Genomic DNA, 24,681 nt, shown 5'->3' on the forward strand with positions numbered 1-24,681 from the left:
CGTCATGGGCATGCAGCGCGCGCACGCGGCGGTGGGCTGCCTTGCGGAGCGCGCGCCATGGCATGCAGCGCGCGCACGCGGCGGTGAGCTGCCTCGCGGAGCGCGCGCCATGGGCATGCAGCGCGCGCACGGGGCGGTGAGGTGTCGAGCCCCTCGGCGAGCAGGAGCTCAGTGGGGACCTCCGGACGAGCCGCGGTGAGCGCCCCGGCGCTCGTGGGCGCGGCCGCTCACGCCGGATCGAGCGGGACGTGGAGCCGCGTGCCGGGCATGACGATGCCCCCGCGGTCGCCGGGGGTCAGCGAGCCGTAGCGCTCGCGGAACACCGGCGGCAGCGGCCGCGCCCCGGGCGGAGCGAGCCAGAGGCGGAGCAGGTGCCGCTTGCGATCCGGCTCGGGCCAGTCCGCGAAGGCCGTGCGATCGTGGAGCAGCGTGTGGTTGTGCACGAGCTGGATGTCGCCCGGGCGAGCTCCATGGTCATGTGGAGCGCAGGGTCGTTGGCGAGGGCATCGAGCAGGTCGACTCGCGCGGCTTTGCCTGGAGGGGACGGTACCAGCAGAGGTATCTTGCCGCGATGCCGATCCCCGACGTGGCCCGCGTGGGCGCCTTCCTGGAGGAGGTCGCGAGCGAGCACATGCTGCCGTTCTGGCGCCGCCTGGCGCCGGGCGACGTGACGTCGAAGGCGACGGTCGCTGACCCCGGCGACGTCGTGACGACGGTGGATCTCGCGGTGGAGCGGCGCCTGACCGAGGGCCTGCGCGCGCTCCTGCCGGGGTCGGCGATGGTCGGCGAGGAGGCGGCTCACGCCGACCCGCGGGTGCTCGACGCGCTCGGCGGCGACGGCTGGATCTGGCTCGTCGATCCGCTCGACGGGACGCGCAATTTCGTCGAAGGCAACGACCGCTTCGGGATCATGGTGACGCTGGTGAGGGCCGCCAGGGCGCGCGCGGCCTGGATCCACCTGCCGGCGCGGGGGCAGACGTTCTTCGCGGAGCAGGGGGCTGGCGCCTTTCTGAACGGCGCGCGCCTCCGCGCCGATCCTGCGGCCAGCGCGGAGGAGCTGGCGGGCACGATCTACGCGCGGTACATGCCGAGCGAGGTGCGCGCGACGGTGGAGGCCCGCGCGCGGGGCCGGCTGCCGGTCACGAGCGACGCGGGCGACGCGAGCAACGCGGGCAGCGCGTGCGTCGACTACACGAGCGTCGCGCGAGGCGAGAAGGACTTCTACGTCTACTATCGCGTGCTGCCCTGGGACCACGCCCCAGGATCCCTGATCCTCCGCGAGGTGAACGGCGTTGTCGAGCACCTCGACGGGACGAGCTATGCGGTGACCAGCGAGAGCCGGGTGACGATCGTCGCCCGGACCCGGGACATCGCCGAACGGGTCCGGCGGGTGCTCTGCGCCGGAGGCGACGGCCACGGCGACGGGTCATGCCCGTCCGAAGGCGAAGGCCTGCCAGGCGTCAGCGTGCTCGAGCAAAAACGTTGAAGGTGCCAATCCGCCACGACAGCGCGTCTCTCGCTTGGCGTCTCGGCGCTTCAACGTCCTCCTGCGTCGCCTTCGGCGCGCTCAGGATGGGCTCGTCCTTCCCGTACGGCGCGCGCGCAGCACGGCGTCGGCGCTGAACACCGCGAGCCCGGTCCAGATGAAGGCGAAGCTCACGGCCTGGGCCGCCGTGAACGGCTCGCCATAGACCAGCACGGCCAGCAGGAACTGGCCGCTCGGCGCGAGGTACTGGAGGAAGCCGACGGTGGTCAGCGACAGGCGGCGCGCCGCGTTCGTGAACCAGACGAGCGGCAGGGCCGTGATGATGCCCGTCGCGGCGAGGAGAACGTGGGTCCGCAGATCGGCGTGGCCCGCGGCGCCGGCGCCCTCGGCGTGGAGGGCGGCCAGGTAGGCCGCGCCGAGCGGGGCGATGAACGACGTCTCCAGGGTGGAGCCGGGGAGCGAGCCGACGGCGACGACCTTCCGCAGCAGGCCGTACACCGCGAACGTGCTCGCCAGGCCCAGGGCGATCCAGGGGATCGAGCCGGCGCGCACCGCCAGGTACACGACGCCCGAGGCGGCGAGGCCGAGCGCGAGCCACTGGGCGGGCCGCAGCCGCTCGCGCAGGAAGAGCATGCCGAGGAGCACGCTGAGCAGCGGGTTGATGAAGTAGCCGAGGCTGGCGTCGAGCACGCGCCCCACCGCGACGGCGTAGATGAAGAGGACCCAGTTCGCCGACACGAGCGCGCCGGTCACCGCCATCGCCGCGACGACGCGCCGGTCGCGCAGGGCCGCGCCGAGCGCGCGGCCCTGCCCCGCGGCCAGCGTGAGCGCCACGAACGAGAGCAGGCTCCACACGGTGCGATGGGCCAGGAGCTCGACCGCGCCGACGTGACGGAGCTGCTTCCAGAAGACAGGGACGACGCCCCAGGAGCTGTAGGCCGCGATCCCGTAGGCCACGCCCCACGCGGCCTCCCGGGGGCTGTCGCGAGCATCTTCGGGCGTGCGCATCGGGGTCGTGCTTCCTCGGCGGGCGTCGCTCGACGCCGCCCGTCGCCCGGCGCCGCCGCTGCGGGGCGCCGCTCGCGTTCGATCGGACGGCGAACATGGCGAACCTGCTCGGCCATTTCAAGCCCTGCGGAGAGGGCCGGGCTCGCAGGCTCGCCGGGAGGTCGCATGGCACTCGCGTTGCTGGACGCGGGGCGCGGCGCTGGAGTCCGCACCGAGCACAGCGAGGTAGGTATGCGAAGTGTCTACGGTCTGGCAGGGCTATGTGCAGTGATGATGGTCGCGTGCATGGAAAGAACGACCGGCGAGACGGAGCCTGGAGGCGCGCACCCTGAAGAGATGGGGTTCGCCACTGTCCAGTGGTCCATCGGGGACAAGACCGACGCCGCGCAGTGCAAGGCGCGCGGCGCGCAAGCGGTCGAGCTGGTCCTCATCAACACGAAGAACAACGAGGTCACGCGGCAGGTGGTCCCCTGCGATCGATTCGACGCGAGCGTGCAGGTCGCCGCCGACAAGTATGTCGGGACGATCTCGCTCGTCGATGAGAACGGCAAGGCGGTCAGCGAGCCGCTGCCGGTGGGGCCGTTCGATGTCTCCGCGTCCGAAGCGACGACGCGCAAGGTCACCTTCCCCGCCGAGGGGCAGCGCGATACGCACCGGCGTCACGATAGGCCACGACGATAGGCCACGGGCGAGCCCGAGATCGGCGCGCGTAGGAGCTCCGCGCGCCGATCTCTGCCGCACGCCGGCGGAGGCGCCCGATCACGCGGCCCTCACGGCGGCGAGGGCGCCCGGTCCCTCCCCGCCCCGCCGGGGAGCCCGCTCCCTTCGATCAGCCGGAGGAGCTTGTCCTTCGTGGTCAGCCCCACGTGACGGGCCACCTCCTTGCCCCCGGCGAACGCGACGACGGTCGGAAACGCGCGGATGCCGAGGCGGCGGGCGATCGCCGGGCACCGATCGCCGTCGACCGCCACCACCTTCAGGCGCCCCGCGCCTTCCTCCGCCAGCTTGTGCAGGATGGGCGCGAGGGCGCGGCACGGGGGGCACCACTGCGCGGTGAGCTCGACGAGGACGGGCACCCCGGCCTCCAGCACCTCGGCGTCGAAGCTCGCCTCATCGATCTCGCGGACAGCCTTCGTGGACATGGCGTGAACCTCCATGCCCTGGCAGGTCTCGAGGGCGGCATCCATTACAGCGGTCACCCGTTGTAATGTGGGCGCGGCTCGACACCTGACCTCCTGGACCATGGACGCCATCAAGGACGCGGACGACATCCTGAACCATGTGTCGCACCTTGTGCGCTCCGAACGTGCGGCGCTCGCGGCGCTGGCGCGCGCGGAGGGGGTGACGCCGGAAGACGCTGTCGACTGCGTGCAGGAGGGCCTCTGCACGCTGCTCACGCTCGCCCAGCGAGGCGCGCTCCCGGAGGACGTCGGCGCGTGGGGCGGCGTGCTCGCCGGGACGGTGCGGAACGCCGCGCGCAACCGGCGCCGCCGTCACTTCCGCGCCCGGCCGCACGACGACGTGGACGCGCACCCGGAGGCCGTGGGGGACGTCCCGGCGACCGACGAGGCGATCGCGCGGGCCGAGGAGCACGTCCGCCTGCGCGCGTGCGTCGAGGAGCTCTGCGAGATCCAGAAGGCCGTCGTGACGCTGCGCATGCTCGAGGAGCAACCCGGAGAGGACGTGGCGCGCGCGCTGGGCATCTCGGCCGGCCACGTCGCGGTGCTCCTGCACCGGGCCAAGCTCGCGCTGCGCGCGTGCATGACGTCGCCGCACTGAGCCCGCGTGCCGCCGCGCGCCCTCGCGAGAGCGCGCGCGGCGCGGGCGCGCCGGTGTCTGCTATGTCTTGGCCGAGACGTCATGAGCTCTTCTTCGTCCGCTTCGCCAGCCCTGCGCCTCCTCGCGCCCGATGAGCCGCCCGCGTTCGAGGTGGTGAACCCCGAGGGCCGCTCCAGCGCGGTCCTGCTCTGCGACCACGCGTCCAACGCGGTTCCGAGGAGCCTCCCCGAGCTGGGCAGGCAGCACGAGGCGCTCCGCGAGCACACCGGCTGGGACATCGGCGCGGCGCGCCTCTCGCGCCGCATGTCCGCGCTCCTCGACGCGCCGCTCGTGCTCTCCGGCTACTCGCGCCTCGTCATCGACTGCAACCGGCCGCTGGGCTCCCCGACGTCCATCCCCGAGATCAGCTGCGGCGTGCCCATCCCCGGCAACGCCATCGACGCCGCGGAGGCCAGCGCCCGCGCCGACGCGTGCTTCTGGCCCTACCACCATGCGATCACCGCGCTCCTCGACGCGCGGCGGGAACGCCGGAAGCGCACCGCGATCCTCAGCATCCACAGCTTCACGCCCGCGATGCCCGGCCAGGAGCGGCCGTGGCACGCGGCCGTCCTCTACGGGCGCGACCGCAGGCTCGCCGCGCCGTTCCTCGAGGCGCTGCGGCGCGAGCCTGGGCTCTGCGTCGGCGACAACGAGCCCTACCGCGTGACCGAGGGCGGTGACTACGGGATCCCCACGCACGGCGAGGCCCGCGGCCTGCCCTGCGTGCTCCTCGAGATCCGCCAGGATGGCCTGATCAGCGATGAGGGCGTGGAGGTCTGGGCGCAGCGCCTCGCGGCGATCTACCGGGCCATCGAGGCAAGTGGCGATCTGAACGCTCTCCCCCCGGACGCCGCCGCCGGCGGGTGACGTAGGCGGGGCTCGGCGCCCGACGGCGAGGGGATCGCGTCCCTCGCCGTGGCGGGGAAAGTACGGCCTGGCGTCATTGACAAAAAAAACTGTCAATGATACCCACGGCGATGTGCTCGACGTCGACGTCATCGAGGATCCGGCCGCGGCAGCGGCAGCGCTCGAGCCTGTCAGGAGCCGGCTGCTCTCGGAGCTCTCGGCGCCCGCCTCCGCCGCGACGCTGGCCACGCGCCTCGGGATCGCGCGCCAGAAGATCAACTACCACCTGCGCGCCCTCGAGGCGCACGGGCTCGTGCGCATGGCCGGGACGCGCAAGTGGGGTGGGCTGACAGAGCGCCTGCTGGTCGCGAGCGCGGCTTCCTACGTCGTGTCGCCCGGCGCGCTCGGGCCTGTCGCCGCAGACCCGGAGCGCGCCTCGGACCGCCTCTCCGCCACCTACCTCATCGCCCTGGGCGCGCGCGTCGTGCGCGAGGTCAGCGATCTCCTTCGGCGTTCGCGGGAGGCCGACAAGCGCCTCGCGTCGCTGTCGATCGACGCCGAGGTCCGCTTCCGTTCCCCGGCGGAGCGCGCCGCCTTCACCGGCGAGCTCACCCGCGCGGTGACGGCGCTCGTCGCGCGTTACCACGATGATTCGGCGCCAGGCGGGCGATCGCACCGCCTGGTGATCGTCGCTCACCCCACACCCACACCGAACGAAGCACCACGAAAGGAGTCATCATGCCCGTGAGAAAAGACGCGTCCGGCCGTCGCAGCGTCGAGGCCGAAGTCGAGGTCCCCGGCAGCCCCGAAGAGGTGTGGAGCGCCATCGCGACCGGGCCCGGGATCTCGTCGTGGTTCGTGCCGAGCGAGGTCGAGGAGCGCGAAGGCGGCACGACCGTCTCTCACTTCGGCCCGGGCACGAGCATGGATGCGGTCGCGACCATCACGGCCTGGGAGCCGCCTCGCCGGTTCTCCGCCGAGGCTCCGGAGGACATGGGACCAGGCGGCCCCAAGGTCGCCACGGAGTGGATCGTGGAGGCGCGGTCCGGCGGGACGTGCGTCGTGCGCGTGGTGCACAGCTGGTTCGCGAGCACCGACGACTGGGACAACCAGTTCGAGGGCCACATGCACGGCTGGGCGGCCTTCTTCCGCATCCTTCGGCTCTATCTGTCGCATTTCCGCGGCCAGCCCTGCGCGGCGTTCCAGCTGATGGGCGCCGGATCCGAGCCTCGATCCGCGACATGGGACGCGCTGATCGGCCCGCTCGGGCTCGCCGGTGCCGCGGAGGGCCAGCGGGTGAGCTCCGCCGCCGGCGCGCCGCCGTTCGCCGGGGTGGTCGAGCGCGTCGGCCCGCGCGAGCACCCGGAGCTGCTCCTCCGGCTCGATGCGCCGGCGCCGGGCATCGCTCACCTGTTCGCCCTCCCCATGGCCGGGCAGATCTTGCTGCCGATCCGGCTGTACCTGTACGGCGACAGGGCGCCCGCCGCGGCGGCGCGCGACGAGCCCGCGTGGCAGGCGTGGATGGCCGAGCGCTTTCCAGTGCGCGCGCCCGGTTGATACCTCCGAGGCACCTTGTCTCATGTGTGGCGGGCTGACGCAGGCGAGCCTCCGCCTGGGGCGGCGGAGAGGGTCAATCCGAGACCGCACACGTCGCTGAGAACAGCACGATTCACATCGGTTTCCGGCGAAGGCTCGGGGCGGCACCGTTCGTGTATCGCCGGGCTCACCGCAGCGATCGGCCCTCGCGCCGGCGCTCGTTCAACGGAGTCGATGGAGGTACCGATGAACCATGCAGTCAATCCGAGGTGGTGGGATGATCACAAGACGTCCGGCTGGGATCGCGTGAAGGAGGCGCTGCGCCGCGACTGGGAGCAGACCAAGGCGGACTTCACCGACACCAAGGGGCAGGAGCTCAACCAGGACGTCGGCGATACGGTGAAGCAGGCGCTCGGCAAGCAGCCGATCCCGCCGCGCTACGCGCCGAACACCGACTGGAACCAGGTCGAGCCGGGGCTGCGCTACGGCTGGGGCGCGGCGAGCCATTACAGCGACCACACCGACTGGGACGATCGGGTCGAGAGCAAGCTCAAGGAGGAGTGGAACGACCTCAAGAGCGGGCGCACCTGGGACGAGGCCAAGAGCGCCGTGCGGCGCGGGTGGGAGTCGGCGCGGCGCAAGGTCTCCTGAGCCGCGCCCGGGCGCCGGCCCCGGCCGCGAGACGCGGGCGACCAGGCCGGCGACGGCGCGCCGGACGCCGCTGCGCCCCTGCGCTCAGCCGCCGATGAGGTGCCGCGCGTAGCCGTGCACGTAGACCGTGATGAGCGCGGCGGCGGCTACGTCGAGCAGGAAGCCTGTCCGGATCATCACCGGGAGCCGCACGTACCCGCTGCCGAACACGATGGCGTTGGGCGGCGTGCCCGCCGGCAGCATGAAGTCGCAGGACGCGGCGATCGTGGCCGCGAACAGCACGCCGAGGTCCTGCGGGAGCACGTTGAGCGCCACGTTCACCGTGGCGGTGTTGGAGGCCAGCGCCGACAGGGCGATCGTGCCGGCGCTGGCGAGCCCGAGCTGCGCGAGCAGCGGCGCCTCGGCGACGACCGCGAGCTTCGCGGCCATCCACGCCGAGAGCCCGCCGCCCTCGATGCCGGCCGCCATCGCGAAGCTGCCGCCGAGCAAGGCGAGCGTGCCCCAGGGCATCCGGCGCAGGGAGGCGAGGGAGAGGGCGCGCAGGGCGAGCAGGCCGAGCGCCGCCAGCACGGCCACGGTCGCCTCGTAGTGCTTGCCCTGCACCTTGAATCCGGCCGCGGCGCTCGAGCCGAGCGCGGCGCCGAGGCCCCTGAGCGCGGCCTGGAGAGGGGGCGCGAGCGCGGCGCGCAGCGGATCGCCGAGGATCCAGAGCGCGCTGGACGCCGCGAAGATGGCGGCGACGGTCTTCTCGCCGCGGCTCATCGGGCCCATGGCCGCGAGCTCGCGGTCGAGCGCGTCGCGCGCGTGGCCGGGGCCGAGCCCGTCCCGCTTGCCCACGCGCCACAGGGCGAGCCAGAGCAGCGGGACGAAGAGGACCACGAACGGCAGGGCGATCGCCATGTACCGAAGAAAACCGAGATCGTGGCCCAGCTTGTCGGCGAGGAAGCCGCAGAAGATGGAGTTCGTGCCGGTGCCGATCTTCGTGCCGATCCCGCCGACGTTGGAGGCGTAGGCCACCGCCAGCATGATCGCCGTCCCGTAGTGCGTGAGCCTGCGCCCCCCGGCGGCCGACTCCAGCTGCGCGAGCAGGGCGAGCCCGATCGGGACCATCATCACGGCGGTCGCGGTGTTGGAGATCCAGAGCGAGATGGCGCTCGTCGCGACCAGCATGCCGAGCAGGAGCCGCTTCGGGTCCGTGCCGACCGCCCGCATGATGTGGAGCGCCACCCGGCGGTGAAGGCTCCACTGCTCCATGGCGGCGCCGATCGCCATGCCGCCGAGGAAGAGGAAGATGTACGCGTCGACGAACGGGGCGGCGGCGCGGGCCGCGTCGCCCGCGAGCCCGCGGCCGAAGACGCCGAGCAGCGGGAAGAGCACGAGCGGCAAGCAGGCGGTGAGCGCGACGGGCAGCACCTCGAAGAGCCACCACAGCGCCATCCACGCAGCGACCGCGGCCGCGTACGCAGGGCGGTGGCCAAAGCCGGGGACGGCGTGGAGCCCGCTCGGGACGAGCGCGATCGCGAGGGCGGCGGCTGGACCGGAAGCGACGCCGAGGCAGCGCAGCATGCTGAGCCGCGCAGGCGGCGGTCGGCCTCGGTGAGGGGCGCCCGGCGGCGCGGCGGCGGGATCGGGGGGGCACTGCATGGCGACTCTATCGCACACGCGCCTCCTCCCCGGCAGAGCGCGCGCAGCGCGGCGGGCGCGGCGGGCGCGTGCTAGGCGTCAGGCGCTCCGCAGGGCGCTCGCGCCGCCCGCAGGGCAGGAGAGCCGCCGTGTCCGATCCCCTCGTCGTCAACGATGCGCTGACCGCTCCGGCCGCGCTCCTCAGCTGGAGCGCCGTGCGCGCGTCGGGGCCCGGCGGTCAGAACGTCAACAAGGTCGCCTCCAAGGTGGAGCTGCGCTTCGACTTCGGCGCGTGGCCGGAGCTCGCCGATGACGCCAAGGCGAGGCTGCGCGAGCTGGCGCGCGGCCGGCTCGACGCCGAGGGGCGGCTGTTCATCGTGAGCCAGCTGACCCGCGACCAGCTGCGCAACCTGGACGACGCGCGCGAGAAGCTGCGCGCGCTGATCCTGCGCGCGCTCGAGGTGCCGGTGCGGCGAAGGCCGACGCGGCCGACGCGTGCGTCGAAGGCGCGGCGGCTCGACGAGAAGCGGCGCACGGGCGAGAAGAAGCACGTGCGCCGTGGCGGGGGCGATCACGAGTGACGGGGCGCGCGGGGGAGGGCGCCCGGCGCGCCCTCGCCGCGGCGGCCCTCGCTCAGCGCTTGCGCCGGGAGCCGGCGACGACCTCGGCGGCGGTCGTCGCGGTCGCCGCGCGGGTGAGCCATCGCCGCAGCTTGCTCAGATCGTCGCAGCCGGCGATCGCGCGGGCCATCTCGGCCGGCGTGGCGATCCCGCGCGACTTCAGCACCGTGAGGATGGCCTCCTGCGCCATCCTGATCTCGCCGCGGGCTTCACCGCGCGCCTCGCCGCGGGCTTCACCGCGCGCCTCGCCGCGGGCTTCACCGCGCGCCTCGCCGCGGGCTTCACCGCGCGCCTCGCCGCGCGCCTCGCCCTCCGCGAGCGCTGCCTCGAGCGCGGGCACGCGCTTGTCGAGTAGCGCGCGGGCCACGGCGTCGTCCGAGGACGCGGCCTCGAGGAGCGCCTGGATCGGCAGCGGGCGCACGAGGCAGGGATCCTCGATGACCGCATCCTTGGGCAGCGGGCGCCAGCCGTCGGTCTCGCGCGACCACTCCATCACCCGGCGCTGCTTCACCAGGATGCAGAACACCCGCCGCACGCCGCGAGCGATCAGCAGGCGCGCCTTGGTGGTCGGAACGGCGAGGGCCTGCTTGTCGCTGACCTCGAACGCCAGCTCCTCCAGCCGCCGGCGGCCCGCGCGATCGAGCTTCTGCGCGAAGATGCTGGCGTCGGCCGCATAATCGCTGCCGAGGTCGGTCCGGGTCAGCATGTCCACGGCGCCCCGGTAGCCCTCGGCGACATGGGCGCCGAGGACGTAGGTCAGATCGAAATGCTGCGTCGCGTGCGGCGGATCGGCCGGGGCGGCGTAGACCTCGCCGCCGTGGATGTACTCCACCCGCGTCTCGGGCGGCGCCAGCCGGTCGTCCACGTGCGGCACGTGCGGGCGCGCCCTGCCGGCCGGAGGCGCGTGGACCGTGCGACCGGAGGCGCCGGCACCGGGAGCGACGAGGACGTGATCGTGCCTGCGCATGCGCTCCACCATAGCGCAGCCAGCGACCGGCGGGCATCGCGGCGCCCATTGCGCAGCCAGCGACCGGCGGGCATCGCGGCGCCGGCGTGCGCGCTTCCGCCGCGCGGCCCCGCGGCGAGGCTCAGGCGCTCGCCCTCAGACAGCCCAGCTCGTAAAGCCCCATCCACCCGACCTCAGGGTCGGTGCAGGCGCCCTCCCTGAGCTGCTCCACGAAGTCCTCGATCGGTTTCTCGACCACGTCGATGAACTCCGTCTCATCCAGCGCTTGCGCCCCTTCGCGCACGCAATCCACAGCCAGGAACGCGTGTCGTTCGATGGTCGAGTAAGCGCACTCCAGCGGGCGGCCGAGCGGCACGAGCCGCCCGGCGACATACCCCGTCTCCTCGAGAAGCTCGCGCGCCGCCGCCTCCTCCGGGGCCTCGCCGGGCTCGACGCCGCCCCCTGGGAGCTCGTCGAGGATCCGATCGGGCCCCGGCCTGTACTGGCGCGCCAGGATCACCCTCTTCTCGCGGGAGATCGCGAGGACGCAGACGACTCGCCCTTCTTTCTTGAGCGAGAACGTGCGGACCTGCCCGTCCGGGAGCTCGAACGTGACGTCCTCGATCCTCCGCCACGGCGAGTGCTGGACCACGCGCCGCTCCAATGCCTTCCACCGCACGACCGTCATGACCAACCCACCTCGCAGCCGCGACCGCTCCGGCGCCGCCGCTCGGAGGGGCGAGGAGCACGGACGGCCGCACGGCGAGCACGGCTACCAGGCGCGACAGCGGACATCAAGAGGGCGAGCGCGAGGGCCCCTGTCGCATGAGCCCGTCCGGGGCCCCGGCGCCCTCGCTCAGAGGGGGGCCGGCCGGGCGCTCATGGGAACGGCCTCGCTCGCGACGGTGAAGTGCCGCCGGATGAAGTCGTTTGCGAACATGCCGATCGGGTCCAGCTCCTTCCGGATGCCGGCGAAGTCGGCGTACCGAGGATATGCCTTCTCTGCGTACTCTCGATTCGTGAAATTGATCTTCCCCCAGTGCGGCCGGCCTTGATGGCGCTCGATCATGAAGGCCTCGACCTCGGCGAAGATCGCCTTCCAATCTTCCGCCTCGGAAGGGAAGTGCGCGAAGGTCAGGAACACCGAGTCGCGACCGTAAGCGGGGCTCATCCACGCCGTCTCCTTGGTGACCGTCCGCGCCAGGATGTACCCGTTGATCTTGAACGTCCTCCGCTCCATGAGCTCGAACAGCGAGGCGATCGCCGGCCCCAGGCCCTCGATCGGGATCGCGATCTCGGACTCGATGTGGCCAGCGACGACCTTGAAGCGAGGATCGTGAGCGAAGAGCAGGAGATCGTACGATTTTCCGACCTGGTAGGAGCTCGTGCTCACCGCGGCCAGCGCCGCCTTCAAAAAGCGCGGCTTCAGGTCGATCGGGACCAGCCGCGCGGCGTTCATCAAGACGCTCAACGTGAGCCTGTCGCCCACGGCGAGGACCGGGTTGCGCAGCCTGTCCCAGAGGGACGGCTCCGACAGCTCCTCCGCCTTCGCGGCGTAGATGTGCTGCCTGCCGTACGGGAAGAAGAACACCTTGTTCATCGCGTACGGGTCGGAGAGCGAGAGAAAGCGGGGGGCGTTCGCGATCGCCGCCTTCGTCTCGAAGACCTTCTGGTGCTTCAGCACGTTGAACGACTCGCGGACCGCGAGCGTCGCCTCGACCACGATCCCGAGGCAGCCAAGGTTGGTCCTGACCGCATCGAGGTACTGTGCGTTGCGCGCGCTGGATATCTCGATGACCTTGCCAGACGACAGCAAGAGCTTCGCGGAGAGCACGGCGCTGGAGAACGAGCCGGTTCTTCCGGAGCCGTGCGTCGCGGTCGCGATGACGCCTCCGATGTGCTGCGCGTCGACCTCTCCCAGGTTGACGAGCGCGAGGCCGGCGGCGTCGAGGTGATCGATGAGGTCCGCGACGCGCATCCCTGCCTGGACGGTGACGGTCTTGTTCTTCCGATCGAGCTCGATCAGCTTGTTGATGCGCGCGAGGCTGACCATCCATTCGTCCGTGCACACGATGTCGGACCAGGAATGTCCCGCGCCGACGATCCGGATCTTCTTGGACCTGGCCCTCGCGCCGTCGACGATCGCCACGAGCTCGTCGATCGACCCGGGCTCATGGAAGCTCTCGGGTTTGCACCGATGGTTGGCTCCCCAGTTCCGCCAGGTTCCATCCGGACGAAGCGCATTGGACGTCGCGAAGAACCTCCTGATGCCCTGTGTGATCGCGCTCGGAAGCTTGATGTTTTCGAGACGTTTCTGGTGTCCTTCAACGAATCTCGGCTGCATGAGACCTCCGCGAGGCGCCCTCGGGCTCACCCACCCGCAAATAGTTGAGCGGCGAGCGGCCGGCCAGCGAGAACCTTGGGCACAGCGGGAGATCGAGACGGGCTATGTCCCGGACGCTGTTCGCGCAGCGCATGGCAGGTGGATCGGAGTCGAGCCACCGCGGCGTCGAGCCGCCGCGGACCCTGCTCCTCGGCCAGGCGGCGCGCTCGGTCAAGACATTGGCGTCGCCGGTCAAGGACGGGACGCGCGCTCGGCATCATCCTCCCCGGCATGACCTACCTCATCCCGAGCCAAGAACAGGCGCACGCGGGCCTGCGTGCCATCAAGGTCGTCCTTACCTCGGCCAGCCCCCTCGACGGGTCGCGGCGCGACGCGATGGGCGCGGTGCAGCGGCACCTCCTCCACACCGACTTCGACATCGACGCGCTCGCCCCGATAGCGCCCGACGAGCTCGCGCGCGCCGTCGAGGACCCTCTTCTGCGCGAGCAGCTCGTCAACGGTCTCTGCGCCATGACCCTGTGCGGCGAGCGCGTCGAGGAGCGCGAGCTGCTCGAGGTCGAGCGCTTCGCCGCGGCGCTCGGGGCGCGGCCGAACGCGGTCCGCCAGCTCCACCACCTCTACGAGCGGCGGCTGCTCCTGCTGCGCATCGACATCAGCCGGAGCTCGCTGCTCGGCAAGAACGTGCGGCGCATGCTCGATGAGGGCGGCCTCTACGGGCTCGCAAGGAACGTCGCGAGCTTCGCGGGCATCCTGGAGAACGAGCCAGTCGCCGCGCGCTACCGCTCGCTCGAGGCGTACAGAGAGGGCACCCTCGGCAAGGCGCTCTTCACCTTCTATCGAGAGAACGGCTTCTCGTTCCCCGGCGAGAAGCGCGGCGTGCCCGAGGGCGTGCTCACCCACGACCTGAGCCACATCCTCGCCGGTTACGGCACCGACCTGCGCGGAGAGGCGATGACGATCGCGTTTCAGGCGGGGTATCGCCGCGAGAACCCGTTCGGTATCCTCGTGTTCCTGCTGGTGCAGCTCCAGCAGGGCATCCAGCTCACCGTGCTGGCGCCGTCGCAGCAGGGGATGCTCGCGACGCCCGGGCTCGCCGACGAGCTCGTGCGATCGTTCGTTCGCGGAACGAAGATGAGCATCGACCTGATGGACGACTGGGACTTCTGGTCCGACATGGCGGTGGATCTCGACGAGCTGCGCCGCCGTTACGGTGTCGTCCCCTGGGAGGCCGCGGCCTGATCCGGGTCCTCCGCTGGATCCGCCGGGAGGTGTGGAGGGCTCGCCGCGGCGCAGGGGGGCGTGCGGCGAGCCCGGGGTGCGCGCTTCACCCTCCGAAGCCGCCGGCGGCCGTCTTCGAGAACGACGCGCCGCCCTGGCTGGCGCGCACCGCCGACTGAGAGAACAGCGCGAACGCCTTGCGGACGTCCGCCGCGTCGCTCTTCGGCGTCAGGATCCAGCGGTCCTCGATCCCCATGTCGCGAAAGACGGCGCGGAAATCGGTGTTTCCGTCGTCGATGCCGATCGCCGCCACGATGTGGGCCTCGGCCCGCCGCATGTCACGGACGAGGGCGCACACGTCCTTGGCCTTGGCCCACGTCGAGCCCGCGTCGGCGCCGTCCGAGATGATCAGCGTGACGGTGCGCGCCGGGACGCCGCTCAGCGCGAACTCCTGCGCCTTCGCGATCACCGTTCCGAGCAATACCACCGTCTGATCGTAGAGGGGCGTGCCGAGCATGGGATCGTAGTTCTTCGTGTCCATCTTCACGGCCTGGGCGATCGGGCAGTATGGATACAGCACCGCCCCGTTCAGGTAACGGTTGTGCGCCAGGATGGAGTCGCGCTGCCTGGAGTCGGCGAGGGCGCCCACGACCAGGTTGTGCCCGTCCCTCACCGCCGGGGCGTTGCCGGCGAATTTGATCGATCCCGAGTCGTCGGGCATCACCGTGACCAGCACCACCTCCGACGACGCGACGTCGTCCACCTGCACGCCGAAGCCGGCCTGGATCTGCGCGCCCAGGTCGGTGATGTGCAGCGCCTGCATCGCCTCGGGCGAGAGCGCGCCGTCGTCCCGCGCTGCCTCGAAGAGCTGCTCGATGTCGAGCGAGCCATCGCGGCTCGTTCCGTTGTCGTTCTCCTTGTTCTTGCTCATCGGATCCTCCACGGTCATGCGCCCAGACACGGAATCGGGTCGGTGCTCTTCACGAGGTTCATCCCGGCGGCGGCGAAGCGGGCGAGCGCCTTGTCCGCCTCGGCGGTGAAATCGACGGCGAAGCCCCCCTTGCCGTCGGGCACGGTGACCGGCGACATGCAGTCGGTCATCACGTAGATCTTCTTGGCGAGCGCGCGGTCGGTGAGCGCGATCTCCGTCAAGATGTCCTCGATCGAGCTGCGGACGCAGTGGCTCGCGGCCTGGCCGGCGATGATCACCGCGTCGGCGTGGAGCAGCGTCCTCAGGAAGCCCGTGCTCCGCTGCGCGAGCGGCTGGCCGTCGTGCCGCGTCAGCACCTCGGGCTGCATCACCGAGTAGTTCTCGGTGAGCGGGTTGCCGCCCTTGACCTCGACCCACGACTGCACCCCGCGCGCGAACGCGTGGAACATCCGCGCCTCGTGCACGACGCCCGCGAGCGCGTGGCCGTCGCTCCCGAGGATGCAGTGCGGCGGCCACAGGTAGAGCTTGTATTTCCCAGCCTTCTCGAGCTCCTCGCAGTAATACCGGACCTGCTTCATGAGCCACGGGTAGCTCCCGCCGCAGAGCCACTTCGCCACCGCGGGGTTGGGCCGCACCTCCCCCGCGTCGATCTGCGCCGTCGTGATCTCGCGGTGCGCGGTCAGCGGGCGGTCCTCGCGATCCACCCAGAAGGCCGGGAAGAAGATCTGGTACGCGAAGTGGGTGTCCATCGTGACCGTGATGTTCGTGATGGACGCGAGGTTCCTGTAGATGAACTCGGCGATGCGGCGGCTGTCGTCGACCGCGCCCGTGCCGCTCCTGCCGGCGACGTAGAGCGAGCCCTGCGGGAAGCAGAAGTCCTTCTGGACGTCGATGAGCAGGACGTGGACGTTCTGCGCGTCCGCGGCCGACGGCTTCACGCCGTGCGCCTTCCGCCACGCGGCGGCGGCGCCGTGCAGCGCCTCTTCATTGGGGTGATAGCCCCACCGCTCGGCGTTCTTGGCGTCATAGAAGGCGGGCAGGGGGAGCTCTGTCGATTTCATGGTCTCTCTCTCCTCTCGATCGGCCCGCGAGCGCGGGCCGTCAGCTCAGCGTGGATTCATGAGATGCGAAGCAACGTGATCGCCTGTGCGTCGACGACGAACAGGCCCTCTGGCCCGACGAGCAGCCGGGAAGCCTGGGTGACGAACGGCTCGGTGCCGGGGAACTGCCGCGTCTCGACGAGCGCGCCCCCGCGGACCTCGACCCGGACGACGCCGCTGTCGGTCGCCGAGAGCAGGAACCCCGAGGCCGCGCATTTGCCGGTCAGCGCGCCGAGCCACGAGCCGCCTTCCCCGTCGCCGTCGGCGACCGCCTCGACCGCGCCGTCCTCGCTCACGACGACGCACCGGTGCACGGTCCGGCCGGCCTGCTCGGCGGCGAGGAACAGCCATGCGCGCCCGGCGCGGGAGCGCCCGCGGCCTTCGTGGGACGGAGAGCTCGGGCCGGCGTCGAAGACGCAGGTCGCCGCGGTGAGCTTGCCGCCCGGGAAAGGCAGCTTGACCGTGTCCTTGAGGCCGGGCCGCTCGGCGTCGAAGACGAACGCTATCGAGACGTTCCCGGCGCGGTAGAAGCCGAGCCCGAAGCTCTGGCCCACCCAGAACAGCGTTTGCCCGGCGAGGACCTCGCCCATCGGGACGGCGTCCGCCTCGCCCGAGAGGGCGGCGGCGCCCGGCCTCCCGCTGCGCAGGAGCTGCCCGCCGCGCGTCCAGTAACGGGCGCGCGCGTTGACGTCGAAGATCGGCCTCGTCCCGACGCAGTCCACCTGGATCCGCTCGGGCGCGGCCCCCGGCGAGAGCACCACGAGATCGCCGCCCCGGCCGATCAAGGTGGCTCTCCCGTGCACCGCGAAGCGCGTCGCGGGGTGCGGCGCGCCGGACATCACGACGGACCGATCCTCCCGCAGGAAGCGGCCGCCCTCGTTCACGAGATACGAGAGCCCGCCCGGGCCGAGGGCCGCGGCCAGGATCACCCCGCGTGTGGTGAGGATCCGCGTCGCCAGCACCTCGCCGTGGACGATCGTCGACTCCTTCACGGCGGCCGGCGCGGCGCCGGCGCAGGCCGGGCAGGCCGGGCGCGCGTGCTCGACGCCGCACGAAGGGCACCTCGTCCAGGCGAGGGCGTCGAGCAGCCGGCGCGGGAACACGCCGCGCCGGTCCTCGACGAAGATGCGGTAGAGCGCGTCCAGGAGATCGTCCGGCAGGACGCGGTACGGGATGGCCGGCTTCGGATACCGCACCTCGCGGTCGAACACGGTGATGCGGCGCAGCGGCCTCGCGCTCTCGGGCACCCGCGCCGACGCGGACCGCGGCCGGAAGACGCCGCCATAAGGCCCCACGCAGAGCAGGCTCTGCATGACCATCACGGCGAACGCGTACCAGTCGGACTCCTGCGAATACGGCCTCGACAGGAGCGGGCGCGGGAGAGAGGGGTCGCAGAGCAGCGGATCGACGAAGCGCTCGGTGAACACCTGGCAGAGATACGGGCCGAACTGGAAGCTGTCGGCGTCGATGACGAACACCTCGCCGCCGGCGACGAGCACGTTGAGATCGTTGAAGTCGCCGATCACGACGCCCCCGTCGTGGATCGCCGCGACGGCCCGGTGGAGCCGCGCGAGCACCTCGGAGACCGCGGCCGACGACAGCCCGCCGTGGCGCATCGACGGCTCGCCGTAGCGCAGGAGCGGCTCCGCGGCGCACGAGGCGCATGGCGTAGCCCACGATGCGCTTCCTGCTCCTGTCGGTCGCGAGCTCGAGGGGCGCGATCACCTGATCGGGCAGGGCCGGCGGGAACGCGCGCAGCTTGTCCTGGTGGCGCTCGATGCGGGCCTGGGCGGCGCGCTGCTCGGCGTCCTGCCCGGCATAATCCGGGTGATCGGGCGTCTTCCAGACCTTGAGCGCGCGGCCGTCGCCGAGGTCGAACACGTCGGCCTCCCCGCCTTTGCCGATCGAGGACCGAGGGTCGAGCCGAACCCGCTTTGAACCAAGAACCACGTCCACCGTTGCCTCCTTCGGACGCAATCGAATGCAATCGAGCGCAATCGAATGCATTCGATTGCAGTCGAGCGCAATCGAGCGCAGTCGCCCTGTCGTTTCCCTCCGCGACTCCTGCGCCTCCGCGCAGGGCCGCGCCTCAATCGCGGGCGCCCTGCGCCCTCCTCACGACGATCACCGTCGTGTCGTCGCGGAGCAGCCCGCCTTCGCGCTCCATCCGCTCTTCCTTCCACACGGGCCGCGCCACGGATCGGTTGATGAGCGCGAGCCGCCGCCTCACGGCGTCTGGGTTCCGGAAATACCGGTCGTCCTCCCAGAACCTCGACAGCGGGCCGACCTCGCCGCCCCCCGGGATCTGCCGTGACGACGACTCCAGCAGATCGATCGCGCCGTCGGTCCCGAGAAGGGCAGTCTGGAGCGCGCTCGACGGGAAGGCGCGGTGCACGGTGAAGCGCGGCGCCTCGCCGCCGGGCGGCCGATCGAGCAGGCCATACGCGAGGTAGGGGGGCTCGTCCCTCGGGAAGGGGCCGAGCCGCAGGAGCTCGTCGCCGAGCGCGATGAGGCCGTCGCCGAGGGAGAACGCGCACGCCCTGTCGCCGGAGATCGCGAGGCCGACCACGGTGAAGAGGAAGAAGGTCGACACGACCTCGGCGAAGCTGCCGCCCATGCCGGCGGCCACATCGCGGAGCGGCGCGAGCGCCCCGCGCCGCACCTCTTCCCACGTCGCGGCCGAATCGAGGTCTCCACCGTTCCGGAGCGCGCCGAGCACCTGCTCGGTCACGATCCGCGCCCCGAGCGCCGCGCCCACCTCGCTGCGCGCGCCGCTGCCGCAGCCGTCGCAGACCACGGCGACGAGAGAGCCGCCCTCGGCCCGGAAGGCATAGGCGTCCTGGTTGGGCCGCCCCGCGGCGAGGTGATCGGTCCCGGTCACCGTCCCTCCGGCGACCTCGAAGGCCGAGCCCCCTCCCATGTCAGCCAAGAAAGCGACGTCCCGAAGCATGGAGTTCCCTTCTGCGCCCGGCGAGGGCGCGCTGCGGCCGGACCCGGGCAGACGGAGGCCGGGGCGCGCGGTCCTCCCGGCGCCGGAGCTCCATCGTCTGCTCGGCGGTCAACGCCGACCGTCGGCGCCCGCGCCAGGCGAGCACCCGATCGTTCGTGTATCCTACACACCAAGCTTAGTGTTCATGGTACACATTGTCAACCCGGTCGCCGGCGTTCCGGCCGCGCTTCCGGAGGCGTTCGAGCGCGTCGCCGACGCACGAGCCGGCGCCCGCTTCAGATCTCGAAGCTGAAGCCGTCCTTCTCGAGCCGCTCGTACTTCCGGCGGTCGAACCGGTAGAGCCGCGCCGCGCGGTGCGCGACGTCCTGCTCGACCTCGTCGAGCTCCACGAGCAGCCCGGTGCCGAGCGCCTTCTTCCGGAAATTGCGCTTGTCGAGCGGGCGCTCGAGGATCGCCTCGTAGAGCCGCTGGAGCTGCGACAGCGTGAACTTCGGCGGCAGGAGCTCGAACCCGATCGGCCGGTATCGGACCTTGCCCTTGAGCCGCTCCAGCGCGACCGCGAGGATCTCGTCGTGATCGAAGGCGAGCGCCGGGGTGTCGTCCACCGCGAACCACGCCGCCTCGCGCGCGTCGGTCGCGGCCTTGACCCGGTGATCCCCGAGCTTCACCAGCGCGTAGTACGCCACCGAGACCACGCGCTCGCGCGGGTCGCGCCCGAGGGCGCCGAACGTGTAGAGCTGCTCCAGGAACACGCCGGAGAGCCCTGTCTCCTCCGCGAGCTCCCGCCGCGCGGCGTCGTCGAGCGCCTCCTCGACGCGCACGAACCCGCCCGGGAGCGCCCACCTGCCGCGGAACGGATCGAGCTCCCGCCGGATGAGGAGGACCTTGAGATCCGCCTCATCGAGGCCGAACACGACACAATCCACCGTCAGCGCCGGCCGCGGGTGCTCGTAGGAGACGGACATTCGACTCTCCGTGTAATTTGCACATGAATCTTGGTGTCGATCGGACACCATGTCAACCCGCGTCGCGGGGCTCGGCTCCTCGGCGCGGGGGAAACGTCATCGACCGACCGACAGCCCCTCGACGGCCAGCGCGCGTGCGCGGTAGAAGGCTCCCATGAAGGGGGACGCGGAGTCGGGCGCGGCGGGGGCGGAGACGCGGGAGGAGCTCGAGGCGAAGCTCCGTGAGGCGCAGCTGCTCCTCCGCGCGATCCTCGACCACGTTCCGATCACCGTGTGCAGGTACGACCGCGCGGGCGTCTTCACGTTTCACGACGGCAAGGGGCTCGAGGCCGTCGGCGTGAAGCCGGGGCAGCTCCTCGGAGCGAACGTGCTCGAGCTCTTCGCGAACGAGCCGGAGACCCTGGAGACCAACCGGCAGGCGCTCGCGGGCAAAGGCGCATACAACGTCTACGACGCATACGGCGCCTCCTGGGAGTCATGGCACGTCCCCGTGCGCGATGGCAACGGGGAGCCCGACGGCATGATCACCCTCAGCCTGGACGGCTCCGCGGCGAAGCGGCGTGAGCAGGAGCTCCGGGCGAAGATCGAGCTCATCGAGACGCAGCAGGAGGTCATCCGCGATCTCTCGACGCCCATCATCGAGGTCTGGGACAAGGTGCTGACCCTCCCCATGGTGGGCGTGGTGGACAGCCTGAGGATCTCCGAGGCGATGGACAACCTGCTCTCGGCGATCGTGAACAAGGATGCGCGGTACGCGATCCTCGATCTCACCGGCGTCGACGCGGTCGACACGCAGACCGCCGGGTACCTCATCGAGATGATCAAGGCCATCCGGCTCCTCGGCGCGGAGGGGATCATCACGGGGATCCGGGCGAACGTAGCGCAGACGATGATCGCGCTCGGACTCGACCTCTCCGGCGTCACGACCGTCGGCAACCTCCGCGCCGGACTCAAGCTCTGCATGCGGCGCATGGCCGCGGCGGGCGAGGGGGTCGAGCGAGCCGCGGCGGGCAGCGCGCCGGCGAAATAGCGGGCTCCGGCAGGCGCGACGTGGGCGCACCCCCGCGCCGGGCGGCGGCTCAGCGATGGATCACGACGCGCGTGGACGGGTCGTCGCGCGTGGCCTGGACCGCGTACCACTCATCGGGCACGGAGGGCTCGGTCCAGTGGAAGAGCCATTTCGCGTCGACCGGCGAGAGGTTCACGCACCCGCCGCTCTGCCCTTCGCCCCAGCGGTCGTGCCAGTAGGCCGCGTGAAGGAGGTACTTGCTGAAGAAGTGCTGGCTCCACGGCACCTCCGCCTCGATCCAGTCGTCCGCGTCGACGTGGGGCGTGATGAGCGTCTTCGTCACCCATTTGCGGCCGATGCTGTACTGGCCGAGCGGGGTCGTGGAAGGCGGCACGAACGGCTCGATCTTCTCCGGCTCCTCGGCCCCGTTGCGCCCGGCCGAGATGAGCGTCGCGAACACGGGGCGGTCGTCCTCGTAGGCGATGAGCCAGCCGTCGAGGGCGGCGATCTCGACCCACGTGTTCCTGGGCCCGTTGGCCGGCGCCGAGGGCGGCTCGCCGCCGAGCTGGATCGGGCGGCCCCACGGGTTCCGCGCCCTCCGCGGCCGGACGACCACCGCGTCTCGCTCGAGCACCCAGTGCCCGTCGTCCCGGGTCTCGAGGTACGTCAGCTCGCCGACCCGCTTCGATCGGCCCGTCAGCCCGACCCGGGCGAGGCGGTCCCACACGGCGTCCGTCTTCGCGGGCTGGCCTCCCTCCGTGAGGCGGTGCTTCGGGCGCGCCTTGCGGCGAAAGAAGGCCATCGGCAGGCGCGCCTCGGCGCCGAGGTACACCCCCTCGAAGGTGGTGGGCTCGTACGGCTTGACCTTGTCCTTCGGTACGAACGTCAGATCCGATGCCCAGAGCCATGTCGTCCCGCCGGCCTCGACCTCCTCGGTCCAGGCGACCGACGAGCGCGGGCGGACCTGCATGTGCCGCAGATCGTGGGTCCCCTCGGGCCACGCAGGCGCGTCGAAGCCGTCCACGCGCAGGAGGCGCTTGAGGCCGAGCGACTCGCCGTAGCGGTACGGGAGCGGCCGATCGGCGAGCGGGGCATGGGGGATCAGCGCCTGGCGCACGGGATCGGCGGTGTCCAGGGTGGCGCGCTCGCCGTCGACGCACACGTAACCGCGCGGCTCCACGGCGTAGAACGCCGGGCAGCCGTCGGCGCCGCGGAGGGGCTCGACGCTCTTCAGGCGGACCGAGCCGCCGATCGAGAGCATGCCGATCCACTGGGCCTTGGGCCGCGGCGCGGACCGGATCCACACCTCGCGGCCCTTCGAGTACACGCGCGCGGATCGCGCCCGCGCCGCCTCCACCTCCGGGACCGGCGCGGACGAGGTCGAGGCGGCCAGCGCCTCCGGCGCGGCGGGGCGCGGGGCGGGCGCGCTGGTGGGCGAGGGCTCCGCGACCGCCACGCCCGCGCTCGCGGCCGCGTCGGCGCGCGAGCCGGCGTCTTGCCGCGACGGCGTGCACCCGAGCCAGAGGGCGCCGAGGGCAACGAACCACGAGCGGCCAGGCATAGGCACGAGACCCTAGCACGCCGAGCCCGCCCGTCGGAACGACGTGCCAGGCTGGACGAAGGCGCTCGCGCCGCGACGCGAGCGGAGAGGAGGTCGTCGCTCGTGCGGCGATCTGCGGCCATGGCGCCGGGCCGCCGGATTTCGATCGCCGCGGGTGTCACGCTCGCCCCGCTCGCGCCTAGAGCCGAGGAAGGTCGGCGAGGACAGCCGGCCAGAGAAGACAAGGAGAGATCCCATGCGTCGTTGGCTCAAGGTGACCCTGATCGCGGCCGTCCTCGGAATCCCGGCGGTGGCCTATGCTGGAACGCAGCTCAAGGGCGGCTGTCCGTGCGCGGATTGCCCGTGTCCGGACTGCCCCTGCGGCTGAGGACCCAGCGCCCTTGGAACCGCGCGCGCGATCGCTGCTCAACGCGTCGATGAGGCGCCTCGCCGACGGCGATCGCGCGGCGTTCGAGCCTGTCTATGCCGCGCTCTTGCCGGCGATCGGCGCGTTCTGCCGCCGCATGCTCGGGGGCGGAGCGGACGCGGAGGACGCGGCCCAGCAGGCGCTCTTGAAGGTGTTCGACCGCGCCAGCTCGTTCGATCCCGACGGGGACGCGCTGACCTGGGCGCTCGCCATCGCGACGTGGGAGTGCCGCACGACGCGGCGGCGGCGGTCCCGGTCGAGGGAGGCGCCGGACGGGCATGTCCCATCGATCGCGGCGGACGCGCCGACGCCGGAAGAGGCGGCGATCGCCAGGGATCTGGACGACGCGGCGCGCGAGGTGCTCGGCACGCTGGCCGAGGCGGATCGCGAGACGCTGAGGGCGACCCTGCTGGAGGGCGAGCGCGATCCTTCGGTGTCGGGCGCGGCGCTCCGCAAGCGCCGCGAGCGCGCATTTGCTCGCCTGCGGGAGGCGTGGAGGAGGATCTATGGAACGTGAGGCGCTCGCCGGCCTGAGCCTGAAGGAGAGGGCCTATCGCGCGTACGAGCGGGGGAGGGCGAGGAGGGCCGCCTGGGCAGCGACACCGACGATCGCCGTGGGGCTCGTGGCGGCGCTGATGAGCGACCGTCCGGTCACCACCGCGATCCTCGGCGCGGCGCTCTACGTCGCGGCGGCGCTGCTCTCGTGGCGCGGGCAGCACCTCGGGCGAGGCGTGCTCCCGGGCGTCGCGGCGGGGCTCGTGCCCTTCGCAGCGGCTCACGCGGCGCGCATCTACGGTCACCTGTGCACGCCGGAAGGGTGCGTATCCATCTGCGTCCCTGCATGCCTGGCGGGCGGGGTCGCCGCCGGCGTGCTGCTCGCGCGGGTGCTGCGCCGCTCGGAGCGGCTCGGGGCGTCGTGGGCCTCGGCGTGCGGCGTCGCCGCCCTGACGGGCGCGCTCGGCTGCGCCTGCGTCGGCTTCGGCGGCGTCGTCGCCCTCGCGGCGGGGCTGCTCACCGGCACCGCGTCCCTCGCCCTCCGCCCTGCGCGCTAGAGCGACGGTCACCCGCTTCGGATACGGGCCCACCTCGGCGTTTTCGGTGCTCAGCGCACCGGAGTGCGCTTCCGCGCCGAAAACGCCGATCTGGGCCCGTCTCCTGTGCGGGTGACCGCCGCTCTGCTCGGCATGGTGCAGAGGGGGGCGGAAACCGCTGTAGGCTCTGCGCATGCCGGAAGCCGCTCGCAAGCGCCTCGCGCTGGCCCTCCTGATCGTTGCGGTCATCCCGGTCGGCTTGATCACCCGGTTCCACGGCGGCCCAGCCTGGCTGCGCAACAGCGCCGGCGCGGTGCTCTACGAGGTCGTGTGGATCGCCGCGGCGCAGATCGTGTGGATCTCCGCGCGCACGCATCGGTTGGCGCTCTCGGTCCTCGCCGCGACCTGCGTGATCGAGCTGCTCCAGCTGAGCCAGGCGCCGTGGCTGTGGGCCGCGCGCAGCACCACCCCGGGGCGGCTCCTGCTCGGCGCGAACGGCGGCTTCGATCCGGCGGACTTCGCGCTGTATGGCCTCGGCTGCGTCCTGGGTTACGGGCTCTGCCGGCCGCTCCGGACCCCCGCGTGAGGCCAGCGCCGCGCCGAGCGCGCGCGCCGGTTGCCGCGCATGCAGT

The 24,681-nt window shown here is 71.9% G+C and carries 28 protein-coding genes; 15 read left to right on the top strand and 13 right to left on the bottom strand.

Annotated features, from left to right (window positions below):
* Nucleotides 1–227 precede the first annotated feature (227 nt).
* Nucleotides 228–443 carry a hypothetical protein gene (locus tag POL72_RS45390; protein ID WP_272103152.1) on the bottom strand — a complete coding sequence of 72 codons (216 nt, stop codon included), beginning with the start codon at nt 441–443 and terminating at the stop codon, nt 228–230.
* A 128-nt stretch (nt 444–571) separates the two neighbouring features.
* Between POL72_RS45390 and POL72_RS45395 the strand changes: the two genes are divergently transcribed.
* Nucleotides 572–1,486, top strand: coding sequence for an inositol monophosphatase family protein (locus tag POL72_RS45395; RefSeq protein WP_272103153.1), 915 nt, complete (start codon nt 572–574; stop codon nt 1,484–1,486).
* A gap of 81 nt (nt 1,487–1,567) precedes the next feature.
* Here POL72_RS45395 and rarD read toward each other — a convergent pair whose 3' ends face one another.
* Nucleotides 1,568–2,494: an EamA family transporter RarD gene (gene rarD, locus POL72_RS45400; RefSeq protein ID WP_272103154.1), complete on the bottom strand. Its 927-nt coding sequence runs from the start codon at nt 2,492–2,494 to the stop codon at nt 1,568–1,570.
* Between the two features lie 285 nt (nt 2,495–2,779).
* Here rarD and POL72_RS45405 point away from each other — a divergent pair, with 285 nt between their 5' ends.
* The gene (locus tag POL72_RS45405; protein ID WP_272103155.1) at nt 2,780–3,175 is read left to right on the top strand and encodes a hypothetical protein; all 396 of its coding nucleotides are present in this window, start codon (nt 2,780–2,782) and stop codon (nt 3,173–3,175) included.
* 89 nt (nt 3,176–3,264) lie between these two features.
* Here POL72_RS45405 and POL72_RS45410 read toward each other — a convergent pair whose 3' ends face one another.
* On the bottom strand, nt 3,265–3,636 hold the full coding sequence (locus tag POL72_RS45410) for a thioredoxin family protein (protein ID WP_272103156.1): 372 nt from the start codon (nt 3,634–3,636) through the stop codon (nt 3,265–3,267).
* A gap of 100 nt (nt 3,637–3,736) precedes the next feature.
* Here POL72_RS45410 and POL72_RS45415 point away from each other — a divergent pair, with 100 nt between their 5' ends.
* The 5 genes from POL72_RS45415 (at nt 3,737) to POL72_RS45435 (ending at nt 7,345) form a co-directional block, all read left to right on the top strand.
* On the top strand, nt 3,737–4,273 hold the full coding sequence (locus POL72_RS45415) for an RNA polymerase sigma factor (RefSeq protein WP_272103157.1): 537 nt from the start codon (nt 3,737–3,739) through the stop codon (nt 4,271–4,273).
* A gap of 81 nt (nt 4,274–4,354) precedes the next feature.
* Nucleotides 4,355–5,179, top strand: a complete 825-nt coding sequence (locus POL72_RS45420; RefSeq protein WP_272103158.1) for an N-formylglutamate amidohydrolase — start codon at nt 4,355–4,357, stop codon at nt 5,177–5,179.
* A gap of 112 nt (nt 5,180–5,291) precedes the next feature.
* Entirely contained in the window at nt 5,292–5,906 is a 615-nt protein-coding gene (locus POL72_RS45425; protein WP_272103159.1) for an ArsR/SmtB family transcription factor, read from the top strand.
* On the top strand, nt 5,897–6,715 hold the full coding sequence (locus POL72_RS45430; RefSeq protein WP_272103160.1) for an SRPBCC family protein: 819 nt from the start codon (nt 5,897–5,899) through the stop codon (nt 6,713–6,715). The genes POL72_RS45425 and POL72_RS45430 overlap by 10 nt, the downstream gene beginning before the upstream one ends.
* A 225-nt stretch (nt 6,716–6,940) precedes the next feature.
* A complete protein-coding gene (locus POL72_RS45435) occupies nt 6,941–7,345 on the top strand; it encodes a hypothetical protein (protein WP_272103161.1) in 405 nt (134 codons plus the stop codon).
* A gap of 84 nt (nt 7,346–7,429) precedes the next feature.
* Here the strand turns inward: POL72_RS45435 and POL72_RS45440 are convergent, their stop codons facing one another.
* Nucleotides 7,430–8,989 (bottom strand): SLC13 family permease, encoded by a 1,560-nt coding sequence (locus POL72_RS45440; RefSeq protein WP_272103162.1) that lies wholly within the window; start codon nt 8,987–8,989, stop codon nt 7,430–7,432.
* Nucleotides 8,990–9,117: 128 nt separating this feature from the next.
* On the opposite strand from POL72_RS45440, the gene arfB reads away from it, so the two are divergent.
* Nucleotides 9,118–9,549 (top strand): alternative ribosome rescue aminoacyl-tRNA hydrolase ArfB, encoded by a 432-nt coding sequence (gene arfB, locus POL72_RS45445; RefSeq protein WP_272103163.1) that lies wholly within the window; start codon nt 9,118–9,120, stop codon nt 9,547–9,549.
* A gap of 52 nt (nt 9,550–9,601) precedes the next feature.
* On the opposite strand, the gene POL72_RS45450 is transcribed toward arfB, so the two are convergent.
* The 3 genes from POL72_RS45450 to POL72_RS45460 form a co-directional block, all read right to left on the bottom strand.
* Entirely contained in the window at nt 9,602–10,555 is a 954-nt protein-coding gene (locus POL72_RS45450) for a Uma2 family endonuclease (RefSeq protein WP_272103164.1), read from the bottom strand.
* A 121-nt stretch (nt 10,556–10,676) separates the two neighbouring features.
* On the bottom strand, nt 10,677–11,222 hold the full coding sequence (locus POL72_RS45455; RefSeq protein WP_272103165.1) for an NUDIX hydrolase: 546 nt from the start codon (nt 11,220–11,222) through the stop codon (nt 10,677–10,679).
* A gap of 168 nt (nt 11,223–11,390) precedes the next feature.
* Entirely contained in the window at nt 11,391–12,878 is a 1,488-nt protein-coding gene (locus POL72_RS45460) for a D-arabinono-1,4-lactone oxidase (RefSeq protein WP_272103166.1), read from the bottom strand.
* 270 nt (nt 12,879–13,148) lie between these two features.
* On the opposite strand from POL72_RS45460, the gene POL72_RS45465 reads away from it, so the two are divergent.
* On the top strand, nt 13,149–14,117 hold the full coding sequence (locus POL72_RS45465) for a hypothetical protein (protein ID WP_272103167.1): 969 nt from the start codon (nt 13,149–13,151) through the stop codon (nt 14,115–14,117).
* A gap of 85 nt (nt 14,118–14,202) precedes the next feature.
* Here the strand turns inward: POL72_RS45465 and POL72_RS45470 are convergent, their stop codons facing one another.
* Genes POL72_RS45470 through POL72_RS45480 form a run of 3 tightly spaced genes read right to left on the bottom strand, consistent with a single transcriptional unit; the run spans nt 14,203 to nt 17,743 of the window.
* A complete protein-coding gene (locus tag POL72_RS45470; RefSeq protein ID WP_272103168.1) occupies nt 14,203–15,027 on the bottom strand; it encodes a hypothetical protein in 825 nt (274 codons plus the stop codon).
* 14 nt (nt 15,028–15,041) lie between these two features.
* Complete coding sequence (locus POL72_RS45475) at nt 15,042–16,088, bottom strand: cysteine hydrolase family protein (RefSeq protein WP_272103169.1); 1,047 nt, start codon at nt 16,086–16,088, stop codon at nt 15,042–15,044.
* A 56-nt stretch (nt 16,089–16,144) separates the two neighbouring features.
* On the bottom strand, nt 16,145–17,743 hold the full coding sequence (locus POL72_RS45480; protein WP_276598050.1) for a hypothetical protein: 1,599 nt from the start codon (nt 17,741–17,743) through the stop codon (nt 16,145–16,147).
* 151 nt (nt 17,744–17,894) lie between these two features.
* On the opposite strand from POL72_RS45480, the gene POL72_RS50820 reads away from it, so the two are divergent.
* Entirely contained in the window at nt 17,895–18,065 is a 171-nt protein-coding gene (locus tag POL72_RS50820; RefSeq protein WP_276598051.1) for a hypothetical protein, read from the top strand.
* A 151-nt stretch (nt 18,066–18,216) separates the two neighbouring features.
* Here the strand turns inward: POL72_RS50820 and POL72_RS45485 are convergent, their stop codons facing one another.
* Nucleotides 18,217–19,047 carry a protein phosphatase 2C domain-containing protein gene (locus POL72_RS45485; RefSeq protein WP_272103867.1) on the bottom strand — a complete coding sequence of 277 codons (831 nt, stop codon included), beginning with the start codon at nt 19,045–19,047 and terminating at the stop codon, nt 18,217–18,219.
* Between the two features lie 305 nt (nt 19,048–19,352).
* The gene (locus POL72_RS45490; RefSeq protein WP_272103170.1) at nt 19,353–20,042 is read right to left on the bottom strand and encodes an NUDIX hydrolase; all 690 of its coding nucleotides are present in this window, start codon (nt 20,040–20,042) and stop codon (nt 19,353–19,355) included.
* Between the two features lie 154 nt (nt 20,043–20,196).
* Between POL72_RS45490 and POL72_RS45495 the strand changes: the two genes are divergently transcribed.
* The gene (locus POL72_RS45495; RefSeq protein ID WP_272103171.1) at nt 20,197–21,072 is read left to right on the top strand and encodes an STAS domain-containing protein; all 876 of its coding nucleotides are present in this window, start codon (nt 20,197–20,199) and stop codon (nt 21,070–21,072) included.
* 49 nt (nt 21,073–21,121) lie between these two features.
* Here the strand turns inward: POL72_RS45495 and POL72_RS45500 are convergent, their stop codons facing one another.
* Nucleotides 21,122–22,612, bottom strand: coding sequence for a L,D-transpeptidase (locus POL72_RS45500; RefSeq protein ID WP_272103172.1), 1,491 nt, complete (start codon nt 22,610–22,612; stop codon nt 21,122–21,124).
* A gap of 235 nt (nt 22,613–22,847) precedes the next feature.
* On the opposite strand from POL72_RS45500, the gene POL72_RS45505 reads away from it, so the two are divergent.
* From POL72_RS45505 to POL72_RS45520, 4 genes are all read left to right on the top strand, one after another.
* On the top strand, nt 22,848–22,979 hold the full coding sequence (locus POL72_RS45505; protein WP_272103173.1) for a hypothetical protein: 132 nt from the start codon (nt 22,848–22,850) through the stop codon (nt 22,977–22,979).
* Nucleotides 22,980–22,992: 13 nt separating this feature from the next.
* A complete protein-coding gene (locus tag POL72_RS45510; protein ID WP_272103174.1) occupies nt 22,993–23,535 on the top strand; it encodes an RNA polymerase sigma factor in 543 nt (180 codons plus the stop codon).
* Nucleotides 23,525–24,070 carry a hypothetical protein gene (locus POL72_RS45515; RefSeq protein ID WP_272103175.1) on the top strand — a complete coding sequence of 182 codons (546 nt, stop codon included), beginning with the start codon at nt 23,525–23,527 and terminating at the stop codon, nt 24,068–24,070. Before POL72_RS45510 ends, POL72_RS45515 begins: the two co-directional genes overlap by 11 nt.
* Nucleotides 24,071–24,242: 172 nt before the next feature.
* Nucleotides 24,243–24,635, top strand: a complete 393-nt coding sequence (locus POL72_RS45520; RefSeq protein ID WP_272103176.1) for a ribosomal maturation YjgA family protein — start codon at nt 24,243–24,245, stop codon at nt 24,633–24,635.
* Nucleotides 24,636–24,681: the final 46 nt, after the last annotated feature.

It is taken from the genome of Sorangium aterium (assembly GCF_028368935.1).
GTDB classification, from domain to species: Bacteria; Myxococcota_A; Polyangia; order Polyangiales; family Polyangiaceae; genus Sorangium; species Sorangium atrum.